Raw genomic sequence first — 25,681 nt, 5'->3', positions numbered from 1 at the left:
CCCTCGCTCCTACAGTGGGCGGTATTCAATCTTCAAAGTTGATGGGGCACTTATCCGCCCCTTCCAGCTTTTTCAATTCTTCCACCACCTGCGGCCTGGCCCGGCGCAACGTCAGGCTACGCCCCAAATCCCTCAATCGCCGTGCTTCCTGGTGCAGCATTTCCACCCCGGAATAGTCGATAAAGTTAATCTGCTGCGCCTCGATCACCACCCGTTCGCCGTGCAAGCGTTGCAGTCGAACCTGCAGGTAATGGCTAGCGCCAAAAAAGATCGACCCGCCGACCCGCAGTACATCATCGTCACCGTCACGCCACTGTTGCACCCGTGGCTGCGAAGTCCGCTTGAGGTAGAAAAACAGCGACGCCAGCACCCCGGCGTAGATCGCCGTTTGCAACTCCAGCAACAGTGTGGCAACGCACGTCAGGCTCATCACCAAAAACTCGGCATGACTGACCCGGAACAACGCACGAATGCCCCGATGATCCACCAGCCCCCAGGAAATCAGCAGGATGCTGGCGGCCATGCTCGGGATCGGGATATGCGCGATCAGCGCCGCGCCGAACACGGCGAACAGCGCCACCCACAGCGCCGAAAATACTCCCGCCAGCGGTGAGCGTGCGCCCGCCTCGTAACTAAGCCCCGACCGGGTGAAGGAACCGGCCGACAAATAGCCTGAGAAAAATCCTCCTGCGATGTTCGACAGTCCCTGGGCGCGTACTTCCTGATTGGCATCGAGCAATTGCTGCGAACGGGCCGACAACGAGCGGGCAATCGACAGGCTCGTCACCAGCCCCAGCATGCCCACCGCCACGGCACTGGGCAGCAGGCGCAGGATCGTGTCCAGATCCAGTGGCAACGGGCTAAACGGCGGCAGTTGGCCAATAAACGAACTGACCCGCGCAACATGACCGAACAGCGCCGGCCACAGCCACGCCACCAGCGTGCCCAGTGCCAAGGTGATCAACAGCGTCGGCCAACGCGGCAGCAGGTATTTGAGCAGTACGCCCACCACTAGGGTGCCCAACCCCAAGAGCAGCGACGAATGATCCCAGTCCCCGGCGTGGTTGATCAGCGACAGCAGGCTGTTCATTGCGGTGGCTTGGCTCGGCAGGTCCAGGCCCAGCAGGTTGGGCAACTGGCCGAGGGCGATTACCACTGCGGCGCCCAGGGTGAAACCGAGCACCACCGAATGGGAAACGAAATTGACGAGGGCGCCAAAGCGCAACATGCCGAGCAACCACTGGAACACGCCAGCCAGAAACGTCAGCAGCAGAATCAGGGTGATGTAGTCCTGGGAACCGGGCACGGCCAGCGGGCTGACACTGGCATACAGCACGATGGAAATCGCTGCTGTCGGGCCGCAGATCAAATGCCAGGATGAGCCCCAGAGGCAGGCGATCAGCACCGGAATGATCGCGGCGTAAAGCCCGTATTCCGGTGGGAGGCCGGCGATCAGCGCGTAGGCAATGGATTGCGGCAATGCCAGAACCGCGCCACTCAAGCCGACGATAGCGTCCCGCCCGACGCTGGCGCGGGTTTGGCGGGGGAGCCAGCTCAGGAAGGGAAAGAGTTTATGGCGGTTGGGCCAAGGCATGGCGGGCTCGGGTTAAAAGGTTTGGGTCAGGGTATCAGTTGGCTATGCGTAGCAGCAGTCGAGCCCAGGCGAGGCTGCGTTTGCGGTGTATCTGACACACCGTAGACGCAGCCTGGGTCGTTAGAGCTTGGCTTTAATGGCGGCCAGCGCGTCCTGGCCATCCAAGGTCTTGACCCCTTCCAGCCACTTATCCAAAACCGCCGGATTGGCCTTGATCCACGCCTTCGCCGCACCAGCATTACTGACTTTGTTGTTCACCACCTCAGCCATGATGCTGTTCTCCATCTCCTGGGTAAAACTCAGGTTGGTCAACAGCTTGCCGACGTTGGGGCAGGCCTGCGCATACCCCTTGCGGGTCAGCGTATAGACGCTGCCCGTATCGCCAAAGTACTTTTCGCCGCCCTTGAGGTAATGCATTTTCAACTGCACATTCATCGGGTGCGGGGTCCAGCCGAGGAAGGTAACGAAGCGCTGTTTTTTTACCGCCCGAGATACTTCGGCAAGCATCGCCTGTTCGCTGGATTCGATCAGTTTCCACTGGCCGAGGTTGAAGTCATCCTTCTTGATGATCTCTTGCAGCGAGATGTTCGCTGGCGCACCCGAACCGATGCCGTAGATTTTCTTGTCGAACTTTTCTGAAAATTTATTCAAATCGGCAAAATCATGCACCCCGGCGTCCCACACATAATCCGGCACGGCGAGGGTGAACTCGGTGCCGGCGAGGTTCTTCGCCAGTTGCACCACATCGCCATTGGCGACGAACTTGTCATAGAAACCCTGCTGCGCCGGCATCCAGTTACCCAGGAACACATCCACCTGGCCGTCCTTGAGCCCGCCAAAGGTGATCGGCACCGCCAGGGTATCGACCTTGGCCTTGTAGCCCATGCCGGTCAGCAAAAAACCGGTAATGGCATTGGTGGCCGCAATATCGCTCCAGCCCGGATCGGCCATCTTCACTGTCTCGCAACTTTGCTCGGCATACGCGCTGGCACTGCTCAACGCCAGTAGCCCGACGCCCAATGCTTTTGATAACCGGAGTGTGGATAACTTTTGCATGGCTTCCCCTAGGTTTTATTGGTTTTGGCAGGGTTGTGGATAACGTGCCTTGCGCTCCAGATCGTCCAGGTCGATGTGGTTGCGCATGTATTGCTGACTGGCGTCCACCAGTGGCTGGTGATCCCAGCTCTTCAGCTTGCCCTGGGCTAGCGCCTCGCTCACCAAGCGGCGACGGCGTTGACTGGCGAGCACCTGCTGGTGGATCGCCGGGATGTCCCATTTAGCCCGTGCTTCGGCCAGGAAAGCGTCGAACAGCGGCCGATGCACTGGTGAGTGGCTGAGTTCTTCCTGTTCGCGCGGGTCGTTGTGCACATCGAACAATAGGCAGGGATCGTCTTCGCTGTAGATGAATTTGTAGGCACCACGGCGGATCATCATCAATGGGCTGATGGTGCCTTCGGCCATATATTCGCCGAACACTTCGTCATGCCCGCCCTGCCCTAGCAAGTGCGAGACCAGTGAGCGACCGTCCAGTGGCAGACGGGCGTCAAGCTCGCCGCCAGCCAGTTCCACCAGGGTCGGCAACAGGTCGGCGGTCGATACCGCCGCACTCACACGGCCGGCCTTGAATTGCCCCGGCGCACTGACCAGCAGTGGCACCCGGGCGGCCATTTCAAACCAGTGCATTTTGTACCAGAGCCCACGCTCGCCGAGCATGTCGCCGTGGTCGCCGGAGAAGATGATGATGGTGTCGTCGGCAAGGCCCGTGTCTTCCAGAGTTTGCAGCAGCTTGCCGACGTTGCTGTCGATGTAGCTGCAGGCGCCGAAGTAAGCTCGGCGCGCATCGCGGATCTTGTCCACCGGCAGTGGCTTGTCCCACAGGTCGTAAACCTTGAGCAGACGCTGGGAGTGAGGGTCGAGATCGCCCTGGGGTGGCGTTGTGGGCAACGCAATGTCGTTGTCGTCGTACAGGTCCCAGAACGGCTTGGGAATGGTGTACGGGTCGTGCGGGTGCGTCATGGAAACAGTGAGGCAGAACGGCTGGTCGCCATCCTCGCGGATATGGTCGAACAGATACTGCTGGGCCTTGAACACCACCTCTTCATCGAAATCCAGCTGATTGGTGCGCACGCAAGGCCCAGCTTGCAGTACCGAGGCCATATTGTGGTACCAGGTCGGCCGCACGTCTGGCTCATCCCAGTTCACCGCCCAGCCATAGTCGGCCGGGTAGATGTCGCTGGTCAGGCGTTCTTCATAGCCGTGCAGTTGGTCGGGGCCGCAAAAATGCATCTTGCCGGACAGGGCCGTGCGGTAGCCGAGGCGGCGCAGGTAGTGGGCATAAGTCGGCACGTCAGCTGGGAAATCCGCCGCGTTGTCGTAGGCGCCGATCTTGCTCGGCAGTTGGCCGCTGACCAAGGTAAAACGCGACGGCGCGCAGAGCGGGCTATTGCAGTAAGCAGCGTCAAACACCACGCCCTGTGCGGCGAGGCGGCTCAGATTCGGCAATTTGATAGGCGAAGAACCGTAGAACGGAAGCATCGGTGCGGCCATTTGATCAGCCATGATGAAAAGAATGTTCTTGCGCTTCATGGTTTCGCGGCATTCCATAGTCGATGTTTATGCGAATGAGCATGCAGGCCATGGAAAACGTGGTAAAGCCCATGTAAAGCAATGTCTAGGATAAGCACCGCTTATGTATGAATCCCTTGGTAGCCTGTCACTGGACCTGCTGCGTGCCTTTGAAGCGGCGGCGCGCCAACGCAGCTTTACGGCAGCGGCGATGGAGCTGGGCACCACCCAGCCGGCCATCAGCCAGCAGATCAAGCGCCTGGAAGAACAACTGGCGGTTCGCTTGTTTGATCGCATCTACCGGGGTATCGAACTCACCGATGCTGGCGCTCTGCTGTTCGAGCAAGTGCAGGCGGGCTTGCAGAATATCAACCAGGGCCTGAGTGCCATCGCCCAGCAGGACCAGCACGAAGTGCTGCAAGTGGCGACGGACTTTGCCTTCGCTGCCTACTGGCTGATGCCGCGCCTGCACCGTTTCCATGAAGCCAACCCGCAAGTGGATGTCAGCCTGGTCACCAGCGAACGCAATCACGCCACCTTGCGCAGCGATATCGATGTGGCCGTGCTGTTTGGCGACGGTCGCTTCAAGCAAGGCGATAGCCTATGGCTGTTCAATGAACAAGTGTTTCCGGTGTGCAGCCCGCAGCTGCTCAAGGACCGCGCCTTACCGCTGCCCACCCAAAGCCTGCTGGAATTCCCATTGCTGCACCTGCGCCAGGAAAACAACAGCCAGTGGTTTGACTGGAGTGGCGTGTTCCGCGAGTTGGGCATCACCACCGCGCCGACACCGGGGCAATTGCGTTTCGATAATTACACCCTGCTGATTCAGGCGGCAATTGCCGGCCAGGGCGTGGCCATCGGTTGGCGACACCTTGTGGATAACTTGCTGGAGCAGAAGTGGTTGTGTCGGCCGATTGGCGACACGGTGATTTCGCGTTTTGGTTATTACGTGGTGCTGCCCCAGCGCAAACGCCGTGGCCAGTTGATCGAGCGTTTCGTCGACTGGCTAATGGCGGAGCAGGCCAGCAGTGCGCAATCGCTGACCGGTCTGGCCCTGCCGTCCATTGCGGTCTAGGATCTGCCGATCATTGAGTTCGGAATTCGTCATGCAACGTATCAAGGGCTACCACGCCCACATTTATTTCGACGCCAGTACCCTCTCACAGGCGCGCAAGCTCTGTGAGGAAGCGGCGCAATTGTTTCCGCTGCGCATGGGCCGCGTGCATGAGCGCCCGGTGGGCCCGCACCCGGACTGGAGCTGCCAGCTGGCATTCGATCCGGAATATATTGGCGTAGTCCTGCCATGGCTGGCGCTTAATCGCAAAGGCTTGGTGGTGTTCTTGCACCCCGAGACCGGCGATGACTTGAAAGACCACACCGAGTACGCGATCTGGATGGGCGCGATGCGTACTTTGGATCTGTCTATTTTTTAACCACCTTCTTGTCACGTGAATCCCCTTTTTGCTCGCGGTAAAAGCGCAAAGAGTTGTAGGATTTCGCTTGCCGCCTCCCAATATATGGGACTGTTATTTATATATTGAGATTTTGCCTCCCCTAGGTTTATATTCGCTCATCTGCTTTTTCAGCACCCACACACTTCAGGTGAAGCGATGCCGGCGCAATTGATCGCGCTCGATTGGGGAACAAGCTCCCTTCGTGCTTACAAACTCGGCCCAGGGGGCCTGGTCCTCGAACGACGCGCCCAGGCGTCGGGGATCATGCATTTGCCCAGCGAGCCTCGGGTCATCGCCGGCATTCGCTGTACCGATGGTTTCGAGCTGGCATTTGATGCGGCCTGCGGCGACTGGCTCGATGCCCAGCCCGGTCTTCCCGTCATTGCTTGCGGCATGGTCGGCAGCGCCCAGGGCTGGAGCGAAGCGGCCTACCGCGACACACCCGCCGATGTCGCCACCCTTGGCCAGGCACTGCAGGTGGTGCGCAGCCTGCGGGGTGTCGATGTGCATATCGTGCCTGGTGTGATTCAGCGTTCGAGTTTGCCCAATGTCATGCGCGGCGAAGAAACCCAGGTGCTCGGCGTGCTGCAAAGCCTGTCCGCCGGCCTCGACAGCCAACTGTTGATCGGCCTGCCCGGCAGTCATTCCAAATGGGTCGAGGTGGCGGGTGGCTGTATTACCCACTTTGACACCTTCATGACTGGCGAACTGTTCGCCGTGCTCAGCGAGCACAGCATCCTGGGCCGCACCCAACAACCGTCAAAACACTTCCAGACGGCCGCCTTTGATCGAGGCGTACAGGTGGCGTTGTCGGCCGCCGGCCAGATGGGCTTGCTGTCGACCTTGTTCAGCGCCCGTACCCTAGGGTTGACCGGTGAACTGGCGCCGGACGAGCAACCGGACTATCTGTCCGGGCTGCTGATCGGCCACGAATTGTCCGGGCTACGCGTTCGGTGGCCGGACATCGTTCTGGTGGGCAACTCTCAACTGTGCGCCCGCTATCAGCGTGCCCTCGAACTCTGCGGCTTCCCCCGCGTGACGCTGGCACAGGAGGCCACCGAGCGTGGCCTTTGGCAGTTGGCAGTCGCCGCAGGGCTGCTGCCTGCATCCGTTCAACCTGTACTGGAGGCCTGACATGCTCAAGCAAGCACTGACACACAACGGTTTGATCGCGATCCTGCGGGGCCTGCGCCCGGATGAGGCAGCAGCTATCGGTCAGGTGCTGTACCAGGCCGGTTTTCGGGTCATTGAAGTGCCGCTTAACTCGCCAGATCCCTACACCAGCATCCGCATCCTGCGCGACACCCTGCCGGCCGATTGCCTGATCGGCGCCGGTACGGTGCTGACCCCTGAGCAGGTGGAGCAGGTCAAGGCCGCTGGCGGCCAGGTGATCGTCATGCCCCACAGCGATGCGAAGGTACTGCGCGCAGCGAAAGCCGCGGGCCTTTATCTGTCGCCCGGCGTCGCCACGCCGACCGAGGCCTTTGCGGCGTTGGCCGAAGGCGCGGATGTGTTGAAGCTGTTCCCTGCCGAGCAAATGGGCCCGGCGGTGATCAAGGCCTGGCTTGCAGTATTGCCGGCGGGCACGGTGTTGTTGCCCGTGGGTGGGATCACGCCGGACAACATGCAGGTGTTTGTCGAGGCCGGGGTCAAAGGCTTTGGTCTGGGCTCGGGGCTGTTCAAGCCGGGTATGACCGTCGATCAGGTAGCGAGCCGCGCCCAGGCTTATGTCGCCGCCTGGAACGCCTTGAACTGAATGTGTTTGGCGCCCCGGCGCTGCATCTGACAAGAGAGATAAAAAGATGAAAATCACCAAACTGACCACCTTCATCGTGCCGCCGCGCTGGTGCTTCCTCAAGGTTGAAACCGACCAGGGCGTGACCGGTTGGGGCGAGCCCGTGGTTGAAGGCCGCGCCCATACCGTAGCGGCCGCCGTCGAAGAACTTTCCGACTACTTGATCGGCAAAGACCCACGCAACATCGAAGATATCTGGACCGTACTCTATCGCGGTGGCTTCTACCGTGGTGGCGCGATCCACATGAGCGCTCTGGCCGGCATCGACCAAGCGTTGTGGGACATCAAGGGCAAGGCGTTGGGCGTGTCGGTCAGCGACCTGCTGGGCGGCCAGGTGCGTGACAAGATCCGCGTGTATTCGTGGATTGGCGGCGACCGTCCGGCGGACACAGCCCGCGCTGCCAAAGAGGCCGTCGCCCGTGGTTTCACTGCAGTGAAAATGAACGGCACCGAAGAGCTGCAGTTTCTCGACAGTTTCGAAAAAGTCGACCTGGCCCTGGCCAATGTCGCTGCCGTGCGCGATGCGGTGGGGCCGAACGTTGGCATCGGTGTCGACTTCCATGGTCGAGTGCACAAGCCCATGGCCAAGGTGCTGATGAAGGAGCTGGACCCCTACAAACTGATGTTTATCGAAGAGCCGGTGCTTAGCGAAAACTACGAAGCGCTCAAAGAGTTGGCGCCGCTGACCAGTACCCCGATTGCCTTGGGCGAGCGGCTGTTCTCGCGCTGGGATTTCAAGCGGGTGCTCAGCGAAGGCTACGTCGACATCATCCAGCCGGATGCTTCCCACGCTGGCGGCATCACCGAAACCCGCAAGATCGCCAACATGGCCGAAGCCTACGACGTGGCCCTGGCGCTGCACTGCCCGCTGGGTCCGATTGCCCTGGCGGCGTGCCTGCAATTGGATGCGGTTTGCTACAACGCGTTTATCCAGGAGCAAAGCCTGGGCATCCACTACAACGAGAGCAACGACCTGCTCGATTACGTTCGCGACCCAGGGGTTTTCGATTACGACCAGGGCTTTGTGAAAATTCCTAATGGGCCAGGCCTGGGCATTGAGATCAACGAGGAATATGTGATCGAGCGTGCGGCCATTGGTCATCGCTGGCGCAACCCGATCTGGCGTCATGCCGATGGCAGCTTTGCGGAGTGGTAAGCACACCATTCAGTTGCTGAAAAAGTGCGGTCAATGTGGGAGCAGGCAAGCCAGCTCCCACATTCAATCCGGTTTATTCAGTAAGTCCGGCATCAGCCCTCAATAACCATAAGAAGAGGCACCCCATGCAACCTGAATCCTTCACCGGGAAGGCTTCTTTAGTCACGCCTACCCGCAAGCGCTATTTCATCATGGTCCTGCTGTTTATCACCGTGGTGATCAACTACCTGGACCGTAGCAACCTGTCGATTGCCGCCCCGGCCCTGACCTCTGAGCTGGGCATCGACCCGGTACATGTCGGATTGATCTTCTCGGCATTCGGCTGGACCTACGCCGCCATGCAAATTCCTGGCGGCTGGCTGGTGGACCGAGTGCCGCCACGCATTCTGTACACCGTCGCCTTGCTGCTGTGGTCCATTGCTACCGTGATGCTCGGTTTTGCCGCCAGTTTCATCGCCCTGTTTGTGCTGCGCATGGCCGTCGGCGCCCTGGAAGCGCCGGCCTACCCTATCAACAGCCGAGTGGTCACCACCTGGTTTCCCGAGCGCGAACGGGCCACCGCTATCGGCTTCTACACCTCCGGGCAGTTTGTCGGCCTGGCGTTCCTGACGCCGGTGTTGGCGTGGTTGCAGCATCACTATGGCTGGCACATGGTGTTTATCAGCACCGGTGTCGTTGGCATTCTGTGGGCGGTGATCTGGTACGCGGTATACCGCGAGCCTCGGGATTTCAAAGGGGTCAACGCTGCCGAGATCGAGCTGATCCGCGAGGGCGGCGGGCTGGTGGATATCCAGGAGCAAACCGCCAAACGCAAGGCGCCTTTCAGTTGGGTCGACCTGGGTATCGTGCTGAGTAAGCGCAAGCTTTGGGGGATTTACCTGGGGCAGTTCTGCCTGAACTCGACCCTGTGGTTCTTCCTGACTTGGTTCCCGACCTATCTGGTGAAGTATCGCGGCATGGACTTCATCAAGTCTGGCTTGCTGGCTTCGCTGCCGTTTCTGGCGGCATTTGTCGGCGTGCTGTGCTCCGGGCTGTTTTCCGACTGGCTGATTCGCCGTGGCGCATCGGTGGGTTTTGCCCGCAAGTTGCCGATCATTGGTGGGCTGCTGATCTCCACGGCGATCATCGGCGCCAACTTTGTTGATTCGACGGCATGGGTTATCGCCTTCCTGGCCGTGGCGTTCTTCGGTAATGGCCTGGCTTCGATCACTTGGTCGCTGGTGTCGACCCTGGCGCCAGCACGGTTGCTGGGGCTGACGGGGGGTGTGTTCAACTTCATCGGTAACCTGTCGGCGATCACCACGCCTATCGTCATCGGCTTTTTAGCCAGCGGCGATTCGTTTGCTCCGGCGATTACCTACATCGCGGTGTTGGCGTTGCTTGGGGCGTTGTCCTACATCCTGCTGGTGGGCAAGGTCGAGCGGATTGAGCTGTAGTGGTGGTTGGGTATTTCTCATTGCGCAAACAACAAAAAGGGATTTCGAACGAGGTTCGAAATCCCTTGGTCTTGCTGTTTAGGCCGTAATTGTGCGGCTTGACTCCTGTGTCTCAGGAGCTTTACCTACAGCTACGAGGCGCTTACTTGCGCGCGTTACGTACACCTTCTGACAGCGCCGCGCACAGGGTCAACACGCCATCAATCGCTTGTTGGTCGTTGCTGGCGTTGGCGATGTGATCGATCAGCGCCGAACCCACTACCACACCGTCCGCCAGGCGGGCGATGGCGGCGGCTTGATCCGGGGTGCGGATGCCAAAACCGATACTGATGGGCAGGTCGGTATGGCGACGCAGGCGAGTGACCGCTTCTTCGACGTGCTCCAGGGTGGCGGCACCGGCACCGGTTACCCCGGCGACTGACACGTAGTACACAAACCCCGAGCTTCCGTTAAGTACCGTTGGCAGGCGCACATCGTCGGTGGTCGGCGTGGTCAAGCGGATAAAGTCGATACCGGCGGCCTGGGCGGGGTCGCACAGCTCGCTGTTATGTTCCGGTGGCAGGTCGACCACGATCAGCCCGTCGACACCGGCTTCCTTGGCGTCGCTAATAAAGCGCGGTACGCCGTACATGTGGATCGGGTTGAAGTAGCCCATCAATACCAGCGGCGTATCGCTGTTGCCCTGGCGGAACTCGCGGACCATCTGCAGGGTTTTTGTCAGGTTCTGCTTGGCCGTCAGCGCACGGATGTTGGCCAGTTGGATGGCTGGGCCGTCGGCCATCGGGTCGGTGAAGGGCATGCCCAGCTCGATCACGTCGGCGCCGGCACCCGGCAAGCCCTTGAGGATTGCCAGAGAGGTGCCATAACCCGGGTCGCCGGCGGTGACGAAGGTCACCAGGGCGGCGCGGTTTTGTTCCTTCAGTTGGGCAAAACGCGTTTGCAGGCGGCTCATCAGTGTTTCTCCTGCTGGGAGTGCTCTTGTTGAGAATGTTCCATGTGGTGCATCACGGTTTGCATGTCTTTGTCGCCACGGCCGGACAGGTTGACCACCATCAGGTGATCCTTGGGCAGGGTCGGTGCGCGCTTGAACACTTCGGCCAGGGCGTGGGCACTTTCCAGTGCAGGAATAATCCCTTCCAGGCGGCAGCATTTGTGAAAGGCGTCGAGGGCTTCGTTGTCGGTGACCGAGGTGTACTGGACACGGCCGATGTCATGCAACCAGGCGTGTTCAGGACCAATACCTGGGTAATCAAGACCGGCGGAAATCGAGTGGGCGTCGATGATCTGGCCGTCGTCGTCCTGTAGCAGGAAGGTGCGGTTGCCGTGCAGTACGCCTGGTACGCCGCCGTTGAGGCTGGCCGCGTGCTTGCCGGTTTCGATGCCGTAACCGGCGGCTTCGACGCCGATGATTTCGACGCTGGTGTCATCGAGGAACGGGTGGAACAGGCCCATGGCGTTTGAGCCACCGCCGATGCACGCTACCAGGCTGTCGGGCAGACGGCCTTCCTGGGCTTGCAGCTGAGTACGGGTTTCCTTGCCGATCACGGACTGGAAATCGCGGACCATTGCCGGGTATGGATGTGGGCCCGCTACGGTGCCGATCAGGTAGAAGGTGCTGTCGACGTTGGTTACCCAGTCACGCAGGGCCTCGTTCATCGCGTCTTTGAGGGTGCCGGTGCCTGCGACCACCGGGATCACTTCGGCGCCCAACAACTTCATGCGAAACACGTTGGCCTGCTGGCGCTCGATGTCGGTGGTGCCCATGTAGATCACGCATTGCAGGCCAAACCGTGCGGCGACGGTGGCAGTGGCCACACCGTGCATGCCGGCGCCAGTCTCGGCGATGATGCGTTTTTTACCCATGCGCCGCGCCAGCAAGATCTGGCCGATGCAGTTGTTGATCTTGTGGGCGCCGGTGTGGTTCAGCTCTTCGCGCTTGAGGTAAATCTTGGCGCCGCCGCAGAATTCGGTCAGGCGTTCGGCGAAGTACAGCGGGCTTGGGCGTCCGACGTAGTCGCGCTGAAAGTAGGCCAGTTCTTCGTTGAAGGCCGGGTCGATCTTCGCTGCTTCGTATTCGCGGGCCAGGTCGAGGATCAACGGCATCAAGGTTTCCGCCACGTAGCGGCCGCCGAACGAGCCAAACAGGCCATTGGCGTCAGGGCCGTTGCGTAGATCGGTCTGGGACTGAGTCATGGGGCGCTCCAGGAAGAATTCGTGTGAGAGGCAATGACGGTCACTCTACCCCTGACGCTAGGCTGTGAAAACCGATAAGATCGCCACAACATGTCAGGAAAACTCACAGGTATCATGAGCCGAGACCTTCCCCCGCTGAACGCCTTGCGCGCGTTCGAAGTCACCGCCCGGCTCAACAGCGTCAGCCAGGCCGCCGAGCAATTGCACGTTACCCATGGTGCGGTCAGCCGACAGTTAAAGGTGCTGGAAGAACACTTGGGCGTGAGTCTTTTCATCAAGGACGGGCGCGGCCTCAAACTCACAGATGCCGGCATCAGGCTGCGGGATGCCAGCTTTGAGGCGTTCGAGCGGTTAAGGGATACCTGCGCAGAACTCACACAAAGCAGCGCCGATGCACCGTTTGTCCTCGGTTGTTCAGGCAGTTTGCTGGCGCGTTGGTTTATTCCACGTCTGGGCCGTTTGAACGCTGAGTTGCCGGACTTGCGACTGCACCTGTCGGCGGGCGAAGGCGATCTCGACCCACGGCGCCCCGGGCTGGACGCCCTGCTGGTGTTTGCCGAGCCACCGTGGCCGGCGGATATGCAGGTTTATGAATTGACCAGCGAACGCATCGGCCCGGTCATGAGCCCGCGTTTTGCTCACTACGAGCGTTTGCGTCAGGCGCCTGCCGAGGCATTGCGTAACGAAACTTTGTTGCACACCACTTCCCGTCCTCAAGCCTGGCCCAGTTGGGCGCAACGTCACGGGATTGAGCCTGGCGCATTGAAGTACGGGCAAGGTTTCGAGCATTTGTATTATTTGCTGGAAGCGGCCGTGGCAGGTCTTGGGGTGGCGATTGCGCCCGAACCGCTGGTTGCAGAGGATCTGCGGGCGGGGCGCCTGGTTGCGCCGTGGGGCTTCAGTGAAACCCCGGCGCAACTGGCGTTGTGGCTACCCAAGCGCGCCGCAGACGGGCGCGCCCGGCAACTGGCGCAGTGGCTCAAGGCTGAGCTGGCGCGCCAGGACGTTTAGTCGCCGCGTTTGCACAGCAAGTAGGCTGCCAGCAGACCCAGCGCGCCAACGGCGACGCCAGCGGTAGTCCATGGGTGCTCTTGTGCGTAGTCCCGCGTTGCAACACCGGTTTCACGGGTTTTGACTTTGACTTCTTCGTAGGCATCGCTGATCAGGTGGCGAGAATGTCTCAGGGCGTTCTCGGCATTGCTTTTCAGGGCCTTCAGGGTTTTTAGCGACTCATCCGATGCATCGTCCTTGAGGCTTTCAAGGGATTTGAGCAGGCTCGAAATCTCGGCTTCCATGCTTTCCAATGACGCTTTGCGTAAAGAGGTGTTGGCCATGTGGGCTCTCCTGGAGTGATTGAGTGGCGTGTGTTGATTCCGACTGCGGGGGTTTCAGAAAGTGCAGTAAATCTGAACTTTCGAGTGGGGATAGTCGCCAGAAGCAGTACGAGAATTCACTGCTAGGCTTCATTTACGCCCCTTAGGAGAAGCACCATGACTGATCATCACACTTACAAGAAAGTCGAATTGGTGGGCTCGTCGCCAACCAGCATCGAGGACGCCATCAACAATGCCTTGGCCGAGGCCAGCAAGAGCATCAAGCATCTGGAGTGGTTTGAAGTGAGCGAAACCCGTGGGCACATCAAGGATGGCAAGGCTGCGCACTTCCAGGTCACGCTCAAGGTGGGTTTTCGTATTGCCAACAGTTGATCGAACCAGTTGAACTTGCGCGCTGGCCGATTGCCATAAACTTCGTTACAACCTTTTAGATGCGCCGGCTCGACGAGGGCCGGCGTACTTTTTTCGATCAGCGCAAGGAATGTGACGGATGAAGAACTTTTTGTTGGCGGTAGGTTTGTTGAGCATCGCGGGTACAGCCCTGGCGGCGGGCAAGCCTTGTGAAGAACTGAAAAACGAAATTGATGCGAAGATCCAAGGTAATGGCGCTTCGGGGTATACCCTTGAAGTGGTGGACAAAGGTGCAGCGGCTAATGGCGAGGTCGTCGGCAGCTGTGAAGGTGGCACCAAGGAAATCGTCTACAACCGCGGGTGATTCCGTGTGCTTGCAGATATAAAAACCGACGCAAGTGCGTCGGTTTTTTTACGCCTGGGGGTTTAGCCCTTCATGACCTGCGCCAGCAGTTCGTAGGAATGAATCCGGTCGGCGTGCTCGTATAGGTCGCAGGTAAAGATCAGCTCATCAGCACCGGTCTGCTCCACCAGCACTTGCAGCTTGGCGCGGATCTTTTCCGGGCTGCCGACCATGGCCAGGCCGAGGAAACTGCCGACGGCGTCTTTTTCATGGGGCAGCCACAGGCCGTCCATGGTTTTAACCGGCGGGCGCTGCACCAGGCTTTGCCCACGCATCAGCGCGAGGATTCGCTGGTACACCGAGGTTGCCAGGTAGTCGGCTTGCTCATCGGTGTCGGCGGCCACCAGCGGAATGCCGAGCATCACGTAGGGCTTGTCCAGCACCGCCGAAGGCTTGAAGTGGTTGCGGTAGACGCGAATCGCCTCATGCATCAGGCGCGGTGCGAAATGTGAGGCAAAGGCGTAAGGCAAACCGCGCTCGCCTGCCAGCTGTGCGCTGAACAAGCTGGAACCCAGCAACCAAACAGGTACGTTGGTACCGGTGCCGGGTACGGCGATCACCCGTTGGTCGGGCGTGCGTGGGCCTAGATACGCCATCAACTCGGCAACATCGCTGGGGAAGTCGTCGGCACTGCCCGAGCGTTCGCGGCGCAGGGCGCGGGCGGTCATCTGGTCGGAACCGGGGGCGCGGCCCAGGCCCAGGTCGATCCGGCCGGGGTACAGGCTTTCCAGGGTGCCGAACTGCTCGGCGATCACCAATGGCGCGTGGTTGGGTAGCATCACGCCGCCAGAGCCGACGCGAATGGTCGAAGTGCCGCCGGCCAGGTAGCCCAGCAACACCGAGGTCGCCGAGCTGGCGATGCCATCCATATTGTGGTGTTCGGCCACCCAGAAGCGGTGGTAGCCGAGTTTTTCCACGTGCTGGGCCAGGTCCAGGGAGTTGCGCAATGATTGCGCCGGGCTGCCGTTGGCGCGCACAGGTACCAGGTCAAGGGTCGAAAACTTCACGTCAGACAGGGAGGTCATAAGCCTGCTTCTCCAGTTGGGGGGCGCAGGCTTTTTTGGACGAGCCAAAACCTGCCGCTTCAGATGCGTGTTCTATGCAATGAGGGCATATACCCGAGATTCAATAGCTGACGTGAATTTGCCCACCCGATAAATGGCTTTGTCCGACAGGGTGAACTTTGCCAGAGCTTCTATCCTCAGAACCCTAAGCAACCGAAAACCACAGGCACGAGGAGACTGCTATGAGCATCAAAAAGAAAGCATCGGCGCATTGGGAAGGTGATCTGAAAACCGGCATTGGCTCCATCTCCACCGAAACCGGGGTCCTGCGCGAAGCGCCCTACGGCTTCAAGGCCCGTTTTGAAGGTGGCAAAGGCACCAACCCTGAAGAACTGATCGGCGCGGCTCATGCCGGTTGTTTCTCCATGGCTTTTTCCATGATCCTCGGCGACGCCGGGCTCAAGGCCGACAGCATCGACACCCAGGCCGAAGTGACCCTGGACCAAGTGGACGGTGGGTTTGCGATCACGGCGGTACACCTGATCCTCAAGGCGAAGATTCCGGGCGCCAGCCAGGCGCAGTTCGATGAGCTGAGCAAAAAGGCCAAGGAAGGGTGCCCAGTGTCCAAGGTGCTGAATGCCACGATCACCCTGGATGGCACCCTCGTAAGCTGATCAACTCCCCCGACCCTGGGAGCGACCTCCCAGGGTCTTTTGTCTGCGTTAAATCAGAACTCGCGTTTCATAACTGTGGTCGAATACTCGACTGCAGCTTTGGCGCACACCCGTGCGCAATGCATTTAGGGAGCTTCACTCATGAAACGTTTTGCCCTGGCGATTATGTGCGGTGTGCTGGCCACTTCGGCGCTGGCAGCCCCGAAAGACTGTGAAGAGCTCAGGAAAGAGATTGAAGTCAAGATCCAGGCCAATGCGGTTCCGTCCTACACCCTGGAGATCGTGACCAAGGAAGAAGCCGACAAGCACGACATCGCCATGGTCGTCGGCAGCTGTGAGAACGGTACCAAGGCCATCATCTACCAAAAAAACAACGACTGATCAGGGAATGCAGTTGATGCTGCGTTCTTCGGCCAGCAATTGCCGTGCGGCGTTGTACAGCCGAATATTGGGGGTGAAGGCCAACGAGCGCCCTTCCAGGCGATAGCGTTGGCCCGCCTCGAAATGGTCGTACTGCAAGGTGATGAAGCAGGTTCGGTCTTGAGGTTGGCTCAGTCCGCCGCCCAGGCCGCCGCCGGAATACACCTCGAAATCAAAGCGCACCATCAACTCGTGGCTGCCGGGTGGTACCTGGAAGTAGCGCCCGTCGTTCAGGGACTTACCGTCCAAGCGTTGGGCCATTACCAGTTTGGCACCCGGAGTCGGGGTCGCGAAGTCGACCCAGGCTTGCTGCGGGTCAACAGGAGGGATGGGGGTCGAGGCGCAGGCGCTGAGTAAAATCGCGGCGATGGGTAACAAAAGCTGACGCATGGCGGGCACTCGACTGTAGAAAAGAATCCAGCATACAGCTGATCAACTTCGCTGGCAGCCAGCGGGCTGTGCCAGGGCAATGACTCTGTGATTACGGTCATACAGTTTGGCCCAAGGCCTGAAACCGGTGCTCCCAGCCTGTATCTGGTAACGCTCTGCAGCGCTGAAATCCTTGAATGTCAGGTTGAGTTGGCAATCTCGCCATAACGGCTGGGCGTCCGGGCCGATATTCGTGGTGTCTACGGCGAACTGATAGCGAACAGTCAGTTGGTGGCGACCAGGCGGCACTTCAAAAAAGCGTTTATCTACCGCCGCCTTGTCGTCGACTTCCAGCGCATGCAGCGCCGTGTTGTGACCACTATCGAGGTCAATCCAGGCCTGGGCCGGGTCGGGGTCGGGCAATCCGGCGCAGCCTGTCAGGATCAGCAGGCCCCCCGTAAGCATGAACATGCGCATGGCGAAACTCCGTACAAGCGAGATAGTCTGGCGGGCAGACTCTGCGAGGAAGGGCGGTAATGGTTGGACGTTGGTGTTCACGTCATGGGGTACTTGATCGTCATTTCCGGCTTTTGTTTCCGGGGCTGATATTTTTGTTGCTCAACGGTTGTTCAAGCGTCGGCTATTACACCCAATTGGCCAGTGGCCAATGGCAACTGCTTCGGGCCCGTGAGGCGGTGGCTGAGGTGATCGCCGACCCTTCCCGGCCCCAGGTGTTGCGCGAACACCTGGTCCAGTCGCAAAAAGCCCGCACCTTTGCCAGCCAGCAGCTGCACCTGCCGGACAACCAAAGCTATCGCCTGTACGCCGATATCGGTCGGCCTTACGTGGTCTGGAATGTCTTCGCCACGTCGCAATTTTCCCTGTCACCGCAGAACCATTGTTTCCCGATTGCCGGCTGCGTGGCCTATCGCGGCTACTACAGCCAGGGCGCTGCGCGGGGTGAAGCAGCGTTGTTGCAGCAGCAAGGCATGGACGTGTCGATTGGCGGCGTCGAGGCCTATTCCACCTTGGGCTGGTTCAATGACCCGATCATGAGTTCGATGATGGGCTGGGGCGATGAGCGCCTGGCCACGCTGATTTTTCATGAATTGGCCCATCAGCGGTTTTATGTGAAGGACGACACTGAATTCAACGAGTCGTTTGCCACCTTTGTCGAGCAGGAGGGCTCTCGCCAATGGCGTGCGGCCCGTGATTTGCCGCCGACCAGCAGCGCTGCGCTGAAGCAGCGTGATCAGTTTATCCAACTGATTCTCGACACTCGCAAGCGCCTGGAACTCGTATATGCGCAGCCGTTGGCGGCGGACACGATGCGTCAGGCCAAAGCTGCTGAATTTGAGCGGTTGCGCAGTGATTACCGGCAGGTGCGCGACAGCCAATGGCAGGGCGACAAGCGCTATGACGCCTGGATCAATGCGCCGATGAACAACGCCCGGTTATTGCCGTTTGGCTTGTATGACCAATGGGTGCCGGCGTTTGCAGCGTTGTTCCGGCAGATGGGTGGGGATTGGCTGAAGTTCTACGGGGCGGTGGAGACGTTGGGTGGGTTGCCGATGGATGAGCGCAAGGCGGCGCTGAGGGCACTGGAAGGTCCGTAGTTGTCGAGCACCAGCGAGGCTACGTCGGCCGCACCGCAGCTCTCAAACCTGGGGACCGAGGTGCTCCCGCCGCAGCCTCGCTGGGGCTCGACAGCTTGCTACGAGATTACTTCAAGAGCGAGGCAAAAACGCCTGATGCATCTCGGCCAAGGTTTCAAAATGCCAGGCCGGCGCCTCGGCACTCAGCTCCTCATGACTGCCAAACCCATAACCCACCGCCGCCGCATCCAGTCCATTACTGCGGGCGCCGATCAGGTCGTGCTTGCGGTCGCCAATCATCAGGGTGCTGGCCGGGTCCAGGCCTTCTTCGGCCATCAGGTGGGCGATCAGCTCGACCTTGTTGGTGCGCGAGCCGTCCAACTCGCTGCCGTAGATCACCTTGAAGTGTTTGGCGAAATCAAAGTGCCGGGCGATCTCACGGGCAAACACCCAGGGCTTGGAGGTGGCGACATATAGCTGCCGGCCTTGGCCATTAAGGTCCTCAAGCAGCGGCATGACCCCGTCGAACACGCGGTTCTCATACAGCCCGGTGACCTTGAATCGCTCGCGGTAAAAATTCACGGCCTCCCACGCCTTGGCCTCATCGAAGCTGTAGAACTGCATGAAGGCCTGGAGCAGCGGTGGGCCGATAAAATGTTCCAGCTTGGTCAGGTCAGGCTCATCGATCCCCAGTTTGGCGAGGGCGTATTGGATCGAGCGGGTGATCCCTTCCCGAGGGTCGGTGAGGGTGCCGTCCAGGTCGAACAAAACAGTTTTGTAGTGCATGGGTGTCCTTAACATTCGTTGAAACCTTCGGCCAGATGCAGGTCCTTGAGCTTCACGTAGTTCGCGGCGCTGTAGGTGAAAAACGCCCGCTCCTTGTCAGTCAGCGGACGGATTTGCTTTACCGGGCTGCCGACATACAAAAAGCCGCTCTCAAGCTTTTTCCCTGGTGGCACCAGGCTGCCAGCACCAATGATTACCTCGTCTTCCACCACCGCCCCGTCCATCACGATGCTACCCATGCCGATCAGAATCCGGCTACCCACCGTGCAGCCATGGAGCATGACCTTGTGGGCAATGGTCACATCGTCGCCGATAAGCAGTGGGAAACCGTCAGGATTGAAGGGCCCGGCATGGGTAATGTGCAGCACGCAGCCGTCTTGCACGCTGGTGCGCGCCCCGATGCGGATGCGGTGCATGTCGCCGCGAATGACCGTTAGTGGCCAGACCGAGCTGTCGGCGCCAATTTCGACATCGCCGATCACCACCGCCGATGCATCGACAAAAGCCCCGGCGGCCAAGGCCGGCGTGTGATTCTGGTAGGTGCGAAGGGTCACGATAGGCTCTCTCTCTTCTGCTGATAGCTGCGGTGGGCGTTGATTGTAATTAAGATGGCCCCATCTTTGTTCTTACATGTTTCTTCAGCCAAGGTGCCAACCGTGAGCGCGAACAACCCTCTTCTGCAGTCCTACGACCTGCCGCCGTTCTCGGCGATCCGTGCCGAGCACGTGCAACCGGCCATCGAACAGATCCTGGCCGACAACCGTGTCGCCATCGAAGGCATCCTGCAAAGCCAGGGCAAAAATCCGACCTGGGCCGGCCTGATCCTGGCCATGGACGAACTCAATGACCGCCTGGGCGCCGCCTGGAGCCCGGTCAGCCACCTCAATGCCGTGTGCAACAGCGCCGAGTTGCGGGAAGCCTACGAGGCTTGCCTGCCGGCGTTGAGCGCTTATTCCACCGAGATGGGCCAGAACCGTGAGTTGTTCCAGGCTTTCGAAGCCTTGGCCAGCAGCCCGCAAGCGGCTGGTTTCGATGTGGCGCAAAAAACCATTCTTGAGCACTCGCTGCGCGACTTCCGCCTGTCGGGTATCGACTTGCCGCCAGAGCAGCAAAAACGCTACGCCGAAGTGCAGAGCAAGCTGTCGGAGCTGGGCAGCCGCTTCTCCAACCAGTTGTTGGACGCTACCCAGGCCTGGACCAAGCACGTCACCGATGAAGCCACCCTCGCCGGCCTGACCGATTCTGCCAAGGCACAGATGGCCGCCGCCGCCCAGGCCAAGGGCCAGGACGGCTGGCTGATCACCCTGGAATTCCCCAGCTACTACGCGGTGATGACCTACGCCCACGACCGCGCCCTGCGCGAGGAAATCTACGCCGCCTACTGCACCCGTGCATCGGACCAAGGCCCGAATGCCGGTCAGAACGATAACGGCCCGGTGATGGAACAAATCCTCGACCTGCGTCAGGAGCTTGCTCAACTGCTGGGTTTCGCCTCGTTCTCCGAACTCAGCCTGGCCACCAAAATGGCTGAGTCCAGCGATCAGGTACTGAGCTTCCTGCGCGACCTGGCCAAGCGCAGCAAGCCGTTTGCTACCCAGGACCTGCAGCAGCTCAAGGCCTACGCCGCCGAACAAGGCTGCCCGGACCTGCAAAGCTGGGACAGCGGTTTCTACGGTGAAAAGCTGCGTGAACAGCGTTACAGCGTGGCCCAGGAAGCCCTGCGCGCCTACTTCCCTATCGACAAGGTCCTTGGCGGCCTGTTCGCCATTGTCCAGCGTCTGTATGGCATTGAGATCGCCGAGCAGAAAGGCTTCGACACCTGGCACCCGGATGTTCGCCTGTTCGAAATCAAGGAAAACGGTCAGCACGTCGGCCGCTTCTTCTTCGACCTGTATGCCCGCGCCAATAAGCGTGGCGGTGCCTGGATGGATGGCGCCCGTGATCGCCGCCGCACTATTGATGGCGTGCTGCAGAGCCCGGTGGCCAACCTGGTGTGTAACTTCACCCCGGCCGACAGCGGCAAGCCTGCGCTGCTGACCCATGATGAAGTGACGACGCTGTTCCACGAGTTTGGCCACGGCCTGCATCACCTGCTGACCCGCGTCGAACATGCTGGCGTGTCCGGTATTAACGGCGTGGCCTGGGATGCGGTAGAACTGCCGAGCCAGTTCATGGAGAACTGGTGCTGGGAGCCAGAAGGTTTGGCGCTGATTTCCGGTCACTACGAAACCGGTGAGCCGCTGCCTCAGGACCTGCTGGAAAAAATGCTCGCGGCGAAGAATTTCCAGTCCGGCCTGATGATGGTGCGCCAACTGGAGTTCTCCCTGTTCGACTTCGAACTGCACGCCACCCACGGTGATGGCCGCAGTGTGTTGCAAGTGCTCGAAGGCGTGCGCGACGAAGTCTCGGTGATGCGCCCGCCCGCCTACAACCGCTTCCCTAACAGCTTTGCCCACATCTTTGCCGGCGGTTACGCGGCGGGTTATTACAGCTACAAGTGGGCAGAAGTACTGTCCGCCGATGCCTTCTCCAAGTTTGAAGAAGACGGCGTGCTCAATGCCGAGACTGGCCGGGCATTTCGCGAAGCGATCCTGGCTCGTGGCGGTTCACAGGCGCCGATGGTGCTGTTCGTCGACTTCCGCGGACGTGCGCCCTCGATTGACGCACTCTTGCGCCACAGCGGCCTGAGTGAGAGCGCGGCAGCATGAGTGACGGACCTGTGAAAACCAAAAAACGCTTTATCGCCGGGGCGGTCTGCCCGGCGTGCAGCGAGCCAGACAAGTTGATGATGTGGAGCGAAGACGACGTACCGCACCGCGAGTGCGTGGCCTGCGGTTACTCCGACACGCTCAATGAACAAGGCCTGTCGGTGCCCAAGGAATTGGGTACGCGGGTGAACACATTGGCGTTGAAAGTGCCGGATGCCAAGGTGCAAGCGGTGCAGTTTTTCCCCAATCCGAAACTGAAAAAACACTGATCCTTGTAGGAGCGAGCTTGCTCGCGATGGACGTGAACGATAACGCGCTGTGCCTGGCAAGGCGCGGTGTCCGTCCATCGCGAGCAACTCTCATTAACCCGAACTCCCCGTATTAATCCAACTCTTCATCGAGCACAGCGCAAACGCGCTGGTGCTGCAATCACCATTGGCCAGCGCTGTACGCAGTTTGTCGACATCGGCCTGCATCATGTAGCGAACGCCGTCCTTGAAGCCTGCACTGTTGCCAAACCCTCCTTGGGTCATTTCGCTCAGTGCCTCCTCCTTGCTCCAGCCTTGCACCACTACCCGATACATCGCGGCCATCAAACCGGTGCGGTCCGAGCCGTGCTTGCAGTGGATCAATACCGGGCCGCTGGCCTCGGCGGCCCGTATGGCGCGCAGGGTAGCCAATACGTCGGCATCGTCGACATGATTGGTGCGATAAGGCAATTGCACCTGGTTGATGTCGGACTTTTTCAGCCAGTCGGCGTCGGACTCGGGCAGGAAGTTGATCACGGTGCCGATCTTGAGCGTTTCCAATAGGGCTACAGCACCGCTGTCGGGCAGCGCGCTGCGGTAGAGCGTGGGCGACATTTGATAGAAGTTGTAGCGCGTTTCCAGCGGTTGCGCCCATTCCGGTGGCCGGGTCGGCGATGTGTCCGCGGCTTGGGCGTGGGCGATCACCAGCGATGTCATGAAGGACAGGCAGAGTGCAGAGAGGTGGCTGATCTTCAACATGCGAATGGCGACCGGGGAGGAGTTGGCTGATGCGCACATCTTTGCGGCGGCGGGGTCAAAAGGCTGTGAGGGCACTGTCAAAGATTTGTAAATCGCTGCTTCTTGATTTGGGCTCTCGATATTTCTCTGCTGAATCGGTTCGCCTTAATGCTTAGCCTGCTATCATTTGTAACTATTGATTGCCGCTGCGTTCTATCCCCTTGGGTCCTTTGGATCCCCATTTTCTGCCAAAACGACAAGTCGCTCCTTAGAAGCGGCTGACAAACCCGTGACCACATGATGAGGTTCCACCATGTCTGATCAAGATCGAGACAACCCCCGGCGTGAGTTTTTGCGCAAATCCTTGACCTTGATCCCGGTGGTCACTGTTGCCAGCACGGGCCTGGGCGGTTCGGTGCTGATGGCTACGTCCGAGCCTGCTCAAGCCAGTCCGGCCAAGGCCTCTGTCAGTAGCAAGGCTTACGAGCCGAGCTATTTCACTGCCGAAGAATGGGCCTTTATCAATGCCGCTGTCGCTCGCTTGATCCCAGCTGATGCGCAAGGCCCTGGTGCTCTGGAAGCCGGTGCGCCGGAATACATCGACCGCCAGATGAACACCCCATACGCCAGCGGCGCCCTGTGGTTTATGCAAGGTCCGTTCAACGCCGACGCGCCGCCGGAGATGGGTTGGCAGAGCAAATTGGTGCCCAAGGAAATCTATCGGCTAGGCATTGCTGCCACGGATGCGTGGTCGAAAGCGTTCAACGGTAAAGCTTTTGCTGCGCAAGACAGCGCTACCCAGGACGATATGCTCAAGCGCCTGGAAGCCGGCGGCGGTGAATCCGCTGTGCATTTTGACGCCGTGCCGTCGAAGATTTTCTTCAACTTGTTGCTGCAAAACACCAAGGAAGGGTTCTTCTGCGACCCGATCCACGGTGGCAACAAAGGCATGGTCGGCTGGACCATGATCGGCTTCCCCGGCGCCCGCGCCGATTTCATGGATTGGGTTGAACGCAACGAGCAATACCCCTTCCCGGCTGTTTCCATCCGTGGCGAGAGGGCATAAGCGTGGCGACCATCATGAAGAAAGTGGATGCGGTCATCGTCGGCTTCGGCTGGACCGGCGCGATCATGGCCAAGGAACTGACTGAAGCGGGCTTGCACGTTGTTGCGCTTGAGCGTGGGCCGATGCAGGACACCTACCCGGACGGCAACTACCCGCAAGTTATTGACGAACTGACCTACAGCGTTCGCAAAAAACTCTTCCAGGATATCTCCAAGGAGACGGTGACTATTCGCCATAGCGTGAATGACGTCGCCTTGCCTAATCGTCAGTTGGGCGCCTTCCTGCCGGGTAATGGTGTCGGCGGTGCGGGGTTGCACTGGTCGGGCGTGCACTTTCGTGTCGACCCCATCGAGTTGCGCATGCGCAGCCACTACGAAGAGCGCTACGGGAAAAGCTTCATTCCCAAGGACATGACCATCCAGGATTTCGGCGTCAGCTATGAAGAGCTGGAACCGTTCTTTGACTACGCCGAGAAAGTCTTTGGCACCTCTGGCCAGGCCTGGACGGTGCAAGGTCAGTTGGTGGGCGAAGGCCGTGGCGGCAACCCCTATGCGCCAGACCGTTCGAACCATTTCCCCCTGGAGTCGCAGAAAAATACCTACTCCGCGCAGCTGTTCCAGCAAGCGGCCAATGCCGTGGGCTACAAACCCTACAACCTGCCATCAGCCAATACCTCGGGGCCCTACACCAACCCCTATGGCGCGCAGATGGGCCCGTGCAACTTCTGCGGCTTCTGCAGTGGCTACGTTTGCTACATGTACTCCAAGGCCTCGCCGAACGTGAACATCCTGCCGGCCCTCAAGCAGGTGCCGAACTTTGAACTGCGGCCCAACTCCCACGTGTTGAAGGTCAATCTCGACAGCACCAAGAGCAAAGCCACCGGTGTGACCTACATCGACGCCCAAGGCCGGGAAATCGAGCAACCAGCGGACTTGGTGATCCTCGGCGCGTTCCAGTTCCACAATGTGCGCTTGATGCTGCTCTCGGGTATCGGCAAGCCCTACGACCCGATTTCCGGGGACGGCGTGGTGGGCAAGAACTTCGCCTACCAGAACATGGCCACCATCAAGGCCTTCTTCGATAAAGACGTGCACACCAACAACTTTATCGGCGCCGGCGGCAACGGCGTGGCGGTGGATGATTTCAACGCCGACAACTTCGACCACGGGCCTCACGGCTTTGTCGGTGGTTCGCCGATGTGGGTCAATCAGGCCGGGAGCCGACCGATTGCCGGCACCTCCAACCCACCCGGCACCCCGGCTTGGGGCAGTGCCTGGAAACGCGCTACCGCCGATTACTACACCCACCAGGTGTCGATGGACGCCCACGGCGCCCATCAATCCTACCGAGGCAACTACCTCGATCTGGACCCGGTTTACCGCGATGCCTACGGCCTGCCTCTGCTGCGTATGACCTTCGACTGGCAGGAAAACGACATCAAGATGAACCGCTTCATGGTCGAGAAAATGGGCAAGATCGCCGAGGCGATGAACCCCAAGGCCATCGCGTTGCTGGGTAAAAAGGTGGGTGATCACTTCAACACTGCGTCCTACCAGACCACCCACCTCAACGGTGGCGCAATCATGGGCACCGACCCGAAAACCAGTGCCTTGAACCGTTACCTGCAGTGTTGGGATGTGCACAACGTGTTCGTCCCTGGCGCGTCTGCGTTCCCACAAGGCTTGGGTTACAACCCTACGGGCCTGGTAGCGGCGCTGACCTACTGGTCGGCACGGGCGATTCGCGAGCAGTACCTGAAAAACCCCGGCCCGCTGGTTCAGGCATAAGGAGC

The 25,681-nt window shown here is 59.7% G+C and carries 28 protein-coding genes; 16 read left to right on the top strand and 12 right to left on the bottom strand.

The window, feature by feature from the left end; genetic code table 11:
• Positions 1–25: 25 nt before the first annotated feature.
• From ACZRKZ_RS19475 to betC, 3 genes are all read right to left on the bottom strand, one after another.
• Positions 26–1,594, bottom strand: a complete 1,569-nt coding sequence (locus ACZRKZ_RS19475; RefSeq protein ID WP_463982469.1) for a SulP family inorganic anion transporter — start codon at positions 1,592–1,594, stop codon at positions 26–28.
• Between the two features lie 120 nt (positions 1,595–1,714).
• Positions 1,715–2,650, bottom strand: a complete 936-nt coding sequence (gene choX, locus ACZRKZ_RS19470; RefSeq protein WP_463982468.1) for a choline ABC transporter substrate-binding protein — start codon at positions 2,648–2,650, stop codon at positions 1,715–1,717.
• A 15-nt stretch (positions 2,651–2,665) separates the two neighbouring features.
• Positions 2,666–4,180, bottom strand: a complete 1,515-nt coding sequence (betC, locus tag ACZRKZ_RS19465; protein WP_463982467.1) for a choline-sulfatase — start codon at positions 4,178–4,180, stop codon at positions 2,666–2,668.
• Positions 4,181–4,283: 103 nt separating this feature from the next.
• Between betC and ACZRKZ_RS19460 the strand changes: the two genes are divergently transcribed.
• The 6 genes from ACZRKZ_RS19460 to ACZRKZ_RS19435 all read left to right on the top strand — a co-directional run bounded on the left by ACZRKZ_RS19460 (position 4,284) and on the right by ACZRKZ_RS19435 (position 10,000).
• On the top strand, positions 4,284–5,234 hold the full coding sequence (locus tag ACZRKZ_RS19460) for a choline sulfate utilization transcriptional regulator (RefSeq protein ID WP_463982466.1): 951 nt from the start codon (positions 4,284–4,286) through the stop codon (positions 5,232–5,234).
• 31 nt (positions 5,235–5,265) lie between these two features.
• Positions 5,266–5,592 carry a DOPA 4,5-dioxygenase family protein gene (locus tag ACZRKZ_RS19455; RefSeq protein WP_149412798.1) on the top strand — a complete coding sequence of 109 codons (327 nt, stop codon included), beginning with the start codon at positions 5,266–5,268 and terminating at the stop codon, positions 5,590–5,592.
• Positions 5,593–5,769: 177 nt separating this feature from the next.
• A complete protein-coding gene (locus ACZRKZ_RS19450; protein ID WP_463982465.1) occupies positions 5,770–6,747 on the top strand; it encodes a 2-dehydro-3-deoxygalactonokinase in 978 nt (325 codons plus the stop codon).
• A gap of 1 nt (position 6,748) precedes the next feature.
• Positions 6,749–7,369, top strand: a complete 621-nt coding sequence (locus ACZRKZ_RS19445) for a 2-dehydro-3-deoxy-6-phosphogalactonate aldolase (RefSeq protein ID WP_463982464.1) — start codon at positions 6,749–6,751, stop codon at positions 7,367–7,369.
• 46 nt (positions 7,370–7,415) lie between these two features.
• Positions 7,416–8,564, top strand: coding sequence for a galactonate dehydratase (gene dgoD, locus ACZRKZ_RS19440; protein ID WP_149412796.1), 1,149 nt, complete (start codon positions 7,416–7,418; stop codon positions 8,562–8,564).
• Between the two features lie 125 nt (positions 8,565–8,689).
• Complete coding sequence (locus tag ACZRKZ_RS19435) at positions 8,690–10,000, top strand: MFS transporter (RefSeq protein ID WP_463967488.1); 1,311 nt, start codon at positions 8,690–8,692, stop codon at positions 9,998–10,000.
• Between the two features lie 142 nt (positions 10,001–10,142).
• Here ACZRKZ_RS19435 and trpA read toward each other — a convergent pair whose 3' ends face one another.
• Positions 10,143–10,952, bottom strand: a complete 810-nt coding sequence (trpA, locus tag ACZRKZ_RS19430) for a tryptophan synthase subunit alpha (protein ID WP_463982463.1) — start codon at positions 10,950–10,952, stop codon at positions 10,143–10,145.
• Positions 10,952–12,193 carry a tryptophan synthase subunit beta gene (trpB, locus tag ACZRKZ_RS19425; protein WP_133100601.1) on the bottom strand — a complete coding sequence of 414 codons (1,242 nt, stop codon included), beginning with the start codon at positions 12,191–12,193 and terminating at the stop codon, positions 10,952–10,954. The genes trpA and trpB overlap by 1 nt, the downstream gene beginning before the upstream one ends.
• A gap of 114 nt (positions 12,194–12,307) precedes the next feature.
• Between trpB and ACZRKZ_RS19420 the strand changes: the two genes are divergently transcribed.
• On the top strand, positions 12,308–13,204 hold the full coding sequence (locus tag ACZRKZ_RS19420; protein ID WP_463982462.1) for a LysR family transcriptional regulator: 897 nt from the start codon (positions 12,308–12,310) through the stop codon (positions 13,202–13,204).
• Here the strand turns inward: ACZRKZ_RS19420 and ACZRKZ_RS19415 are convergent.
• Positions 13,201–13,527 (bottom strand): ElaB/YgaM/YqjD family protein, encoded by a 327-nt coding sequence (locus tag ACZRKZ_RS19415; protein ID WP_149412792.1) that lies wholly within the window; start codon positions 13,525–13,527, stop codon positions 13,201–13,203. The genes ACZRKZ_RS19420 and ACZRKZ_RS19415 overlap by 4 nt on opposite strands.
• A gap of 156 nt (positions 13,528–13,683) precedes the next feature.
• On the opposite strand from ACZRKZ_RS19415, the gene ACZRKZ_RS19410 reads away from it, so the two are divergent.
• Together ACZRKZ_RS19410 and ACZRKZ_RS19405 are read left to right on the top strand one after the other, a co-directional pair.
• Positions 13,684–13,899, top strand: a complete 216-nt coding sequence (locus ACZRKZ_RS19410) for a dodecin (protein WP_133100598.1) — start codon at positions 13,684–13,686, stop codon at positions 13,897–13,899.
• Between the two features lie 118 nt (positions 13,900–14,017).
• On the top strand, positions 14,018–14,242 hold the full coding sequence (locus tag ACZRKZ_RS19405; RefSeq protein ID WP_133100597.1) for a DUF1161 domain-containing protein: 225 nt from the start codon (positions 14,018–14,020) through the stop codon (positions 14,240–14,242).
• A gap of 62 nt (positions 14,243–14,304) precedes the next feature.
• Here the strand turns inward: ACZRKZ_RS19405 and ACZRKZ_RS19400 are convergent, their stop codons facing one another.
• Entirely contained in the window at positions 14,305–15,306 is a 1,002-nt protein-coding gene (locus ACZRKZ_RS19400; RefSeq protein WP_463967484.1) for an LLM class flavin-dependent oxidoreductase, read from the bottom strand.
• Positions 15,307–15,527: 221 nt separating this feature from the next.
• Between ACZRKZ_RS19400 and ACZRKZ_RS19395 the strand changes: the two genes are divergently transcribed.
• Together ACZRKZ_RS19395 and ACZRKZ_RS19390 are read left to right on the top strand one after the other, a co-directional pair.
• Positions 15,528–15,959: an OsmC family peroxiredoxin gene (locus tag ACZRKZ_RS19395; protein ID WP_133100595.1), complete on the top strand. Its 432-nt coding sequence runs from the start codon at positions 15,528–15,530 to the stop codon at positions 15,957–15,959.
• Positions 15,960–16,100: 141 nt separating this feature from the next.
• Positions 16,101–16,340: a DUF1161 domain-containing protein gene (locus tag ACZRKZ_RS19390; protein WP_149412789.1), complete on the top strand. Its 240-nt coding sequence runs from the start codon at positions 16,101–16,103 to the stop codon at positions 16,338–16,340.
• Here the strand turns inward: ACZRKZ_RS19390 and ACZRKZ_RS19385 are convergent, their stop codons facing one another.
• Both ACZRKZ_RS19385 and ACZRKZ_RS19380 read right to left on the bottom strand, forming a co-directional pair.
• On the bottom strand, positions 16,341–16,769 hold the full coding sequence (locus ACZRKZ_RS19385) for a PA0061/PA0062 family lipoprotein (RefSeq protein WP_149412788.1): 429 nt from the start codon (positions 16,767–16,769) through the stop codon (positions 16,341–16,343).
• Between the two features lie 42 nt (positions 16,770–16,811).
• On the bottom strand, positions 16,812–17,225 hold the full coding sequence (locus tag ACZRKZ_RS19380) for a PA0061/PA0062 family lipoprotein (RefSeq protein ID WP_463982461.1): 414 nt from the start codon (positions 17,223–17,225) through the stop codon (positions 16,812–16,814).
• Positions 17,226–17,284: 59 nt separating this feature from the next.
• Here ACZRKZ_RS19380 and ACZRKZ_RS19375 point away from each other — a divergent pair, with 59 nt between their 5' ends.
• A complete protein-coding gene (locus ACZRKZ_RS19375; RefSeq protein ID WP_463982460.1) occupies positions 17,285–18,364 on the top strand; it encodes an aminopeptidase in 1,080 nt (359 codons plus the stop codon).
• A 111-nt stretch (positions 18,365–18,475) separates the two neighbouring features.
• Here the strand turns inward: ACZRKZ_RS19375 and ACZRKZ_RS19370 are convergent, their stop codons facing one another.
• The gene (locus ACZRKZ_RS19370) at positions 18,476–19,129 is read right to left on the bottom strand and encodes an HAD family hydrolase (protein WP_463967479.1); all 654 of its coding nucleotides are present in this window, start codon (positions 19,127–19,129) and stop codon (positions 18,476–18,478) included.
• 8 nt (positions 19,130–19,137) lie between these two features.
• Positions 19,138–19,683, bottom strand: a complete 546-nt coding sequence (locus ACZRKZ_RS19365; protein ID WP_463967478.1) for a gamma carbonic anhydrase family protein — start codon at positions 19,681–19,683, stop codon at positions 19,138–19,140.
• Between the two features lie 102 nt (positions 19,684–19,785).
• Between ACZRKZ_RS19365 and prlC the strand changes: the two genes are divergently transcribed.
• Complete coding sequence (gene prlC, locus ACZRKZ_RS19360; protein ID WP_463982459.1) at positions 19,786–21,837, top strand: oligopeptidase A; 2,052 nt, start codon at positions 19,786–19,788, stop codon at positions 21,835–21,837.
• Positions 21,834–22,106 (top strand): YheV family putative zinc ribbon protein, encoded by a 273-nt coding sequence (locus tag ACZRKZ_RS19355; protein WP_463982458.1) that lies wholly within the window; start codon positions 21,834–21,836, stop codon positions 22,104–22,106. Before prlC ends, ACZRKZ_RS19355 begins: the two co-directional genes overlap by 4 nt.
• A 93-nt stretch (positions 22,107–22,199) precedes the next feature.
• Here the strand turns inward: ACZRKZ_RS19355 and ACZRKZ_RS19350 are convergent, their stop codons facing one another.
• A complete protein-coding gene (locus tag ACZRKZ_RS19350; protein WP_463982457.1) occupies positions 22,200–22,844 on the bottom strand; it encodes a dual specificity protein phosphatase family protein in 645 nt (214 codons plus the stop codon).
• A gap of 292 nt (positions 22,845–23,136) precedes the next feature.
• On the opposite strand from ACZRKZ_RS19350, the gene ACZRKZ_RS19345 reads away from it, so the two are divergent.
• Positions 23,137–23,889: a gluconate 2-dehydrogenase subunit 3 family protein gene (locus ACZRKZ_RS19345; protein WP_463967475.1), complete on the top strand. Its 753-nt coding sequence runs from the start codon at positions 23,137–23,139 to the stop codon at positions 23,887–23,889.
• 2 nt (positions 23,890–23,891) lie between these two features.
• Positions 23,892–25,676: a GMC family oxidoreductase gene (locus ACZRKZ_RS19340; protein ID WP_463982456.1), complete on the top strand. Its 1,785-nt coding sequence runs from the start codon at positions 23,892–23,894 to the stop codon at positions 25,674–25,676.
• Positions 25,677–25,681 lie beyond the last annotated feature (5 nt).

The organism is Pseudomonas sp. c313, from assembly GCF_055407145.1.
Note: the sequence above shows the minus strand (reverse complement) of the source record. Positions and strands in the feature narration are given on the sequence as shown.

Coding starts and splice junctions, on each gene's coding strand:
- ACZRKZ_RS19475 (WP_463982469.1), bottom strand. CDS start 1,594: ATGCCTTGGCCCAACCGCCATAAACTCTTTCCCTTCCTGAGCTGGCTC.
- choX (WP_463982468.1), bottom strand. CDS start 2,650: ATGCAAAAGTTATCCACACTCCGGTTATCAAAAGCATTGGGCGTCGGG.
- betC (WP_463982467.1), bottom strand. CDS start 4,180: ATGAAGCGCAAGAACATTCTTTTCATCATGGCTGATCAAATGGCCGCA.
- ACZRKZ_RS19460 (WP_463982466.1), top strand. CDS start 4,284: ATGTATGAATCCCTTGGTAGCCTGTCACTGGACCTGCTGCGTGCCTTT.
- ACZRKZ_RS19455 (WP_149412798.1), top strand. CDS start 5,266: ATGCAACGTATCAAGGGCTACCACGCCCACATTTATTTCGACGCCAGT.
- ACZRKZ_RS19450 (WP_463982465.1), top strand. CDS start 5,770: ATGCCGGCGCAATTGATCGCGCTCGATTGGGGAACAAGCTCCCTTCGT.
- ACZRKZ_RS19445 (WP_463982464.1), top strand. CDS start 6,749: ATGCTCAAGCAAGCACTGACACACAACGGTTTGATCGCGATCCTGCGG.
- dgoD (WP_149412796.1), top strand. CDS start 7,416: ATGAAAATCACCAAACTGACCACCTTCATCGTGCCGCCGCGCTGGTGC.
- ACZRKZ_RS19435 (WP_463967488.1), top strand. CDS start 8,690: ATGCAACCTGAATCCTTCACCGGGAAGGCTTCTTTAGTCACGCCTACC.
- trpA (WP_463982463.1), bottom strand. CDS start 10,952: ATGAGCCGCCTGCAAACGCGTTTTGCCCAACTGAAGGAACAAAACCGC.
- trpB (WP_133100601.1), bottom strand. CDS start 12,193: ATGACTCAGTCCCAGACCGATCTACGCAACGGCCCTGACGCCAATGGC.
- ACZRKZ_RS19420 (WP_463982462.1), top strand. CDS start 12,308: ATGAGCCGAGACCTTCCCCCGCTGAACGCCTTGCGCGCGTTCGAAGTC.
- ACZRKZ_RS19415 (WP_149412792.1), bottom strand. CDS start 13,527: ATGGCCAACACCTCTTTACGCAAAGCGTCATTGGAAAGCATGGAAGCC.
- ACZRKZ_RS19410 (WP_133100598.1), top strand. CDS start 13,684: ATGACTGATCATCACACTTACAAGAAAGTCGAATTGGTGGGCTCGTCG.
- ACZRKZ_RS19405 (WP_133100597.1), top strand. CDS start 14,018: ATGAAGAACTTTTTGTTGGCGGTAGGTTTGTTGAGCATCGCGGGTACA.
- ACZRKZ_RS19400 (WP_463967484.1), bottom strand. CDS start 15,306: ATGACCTCCCTGTCTGACGTGAAGTTTTCGACCCTTGACCTGGTACCT.
- ACZRKZ_RS19395 (WP_133100595.1), top strand. CDS start 15,528: ATGAGCATCAAAAAGAAAGCATCGGCGCATTGGGAAGGTGATCTGAAA.
- ACZRKZ_RS19390 (WP_149412789.1), top strand. CDS start 16,101: ATGAAACGTTTTGCCCTGGCGATTATGTGCGGTGTGCTGGCCACTTCG.
- ACZRKZ_RS19385 (WP_149412788.1), bottom strand. CDS start 16,769: ATGCGTCAGCTTTTGTTACCCATCGCCGCGATTTTACTCAGCGCCTGC.
- ACZRKZ_RS19380 (WP_463982461.1), bottom strand. CDS start 17,225: ATGCGCATGTTCATGCTTACGGGGGGCCTGCTGATCCTGACAGGCTGC.
- ACZRKZ_RS19375 (WP_463982460.1), top strand. CDS start 17,285: ATGGTTGGACGTTGGTGTTCACGTCATGGGGTACTTGATCGTCATTTC.
- ACZRKZ_RS19370 (WP_463967479.1), bottom strand. CDS start 19,129: ATGCACTACAAAACTGTTTTGTTCGACCTGGACGGCACCCTCACCGAC.
- ACZRKZ_RS19355 (WP_463982458.1), top strand. CDS start 21,834: ATGAGTGACGGACCTGTGAAAACCAAAAAACGCTTTATCGCCGGGGCG.
- ACZRKZ_RS19350 (WP_463982457.1), bottom strand. CDS start 22,844: ATGTTGAAGATCAGCCACCTCTCTGCACTCTGCCTGTCCTTCATGACA.
- ACZRKZ_RS19345 (WP_463967475.1), top strand. CDS start 23,137: ATGTCTGATCAAGATCGAGACAACCCCCGGCGTGAGTTTTTGCGCAAA.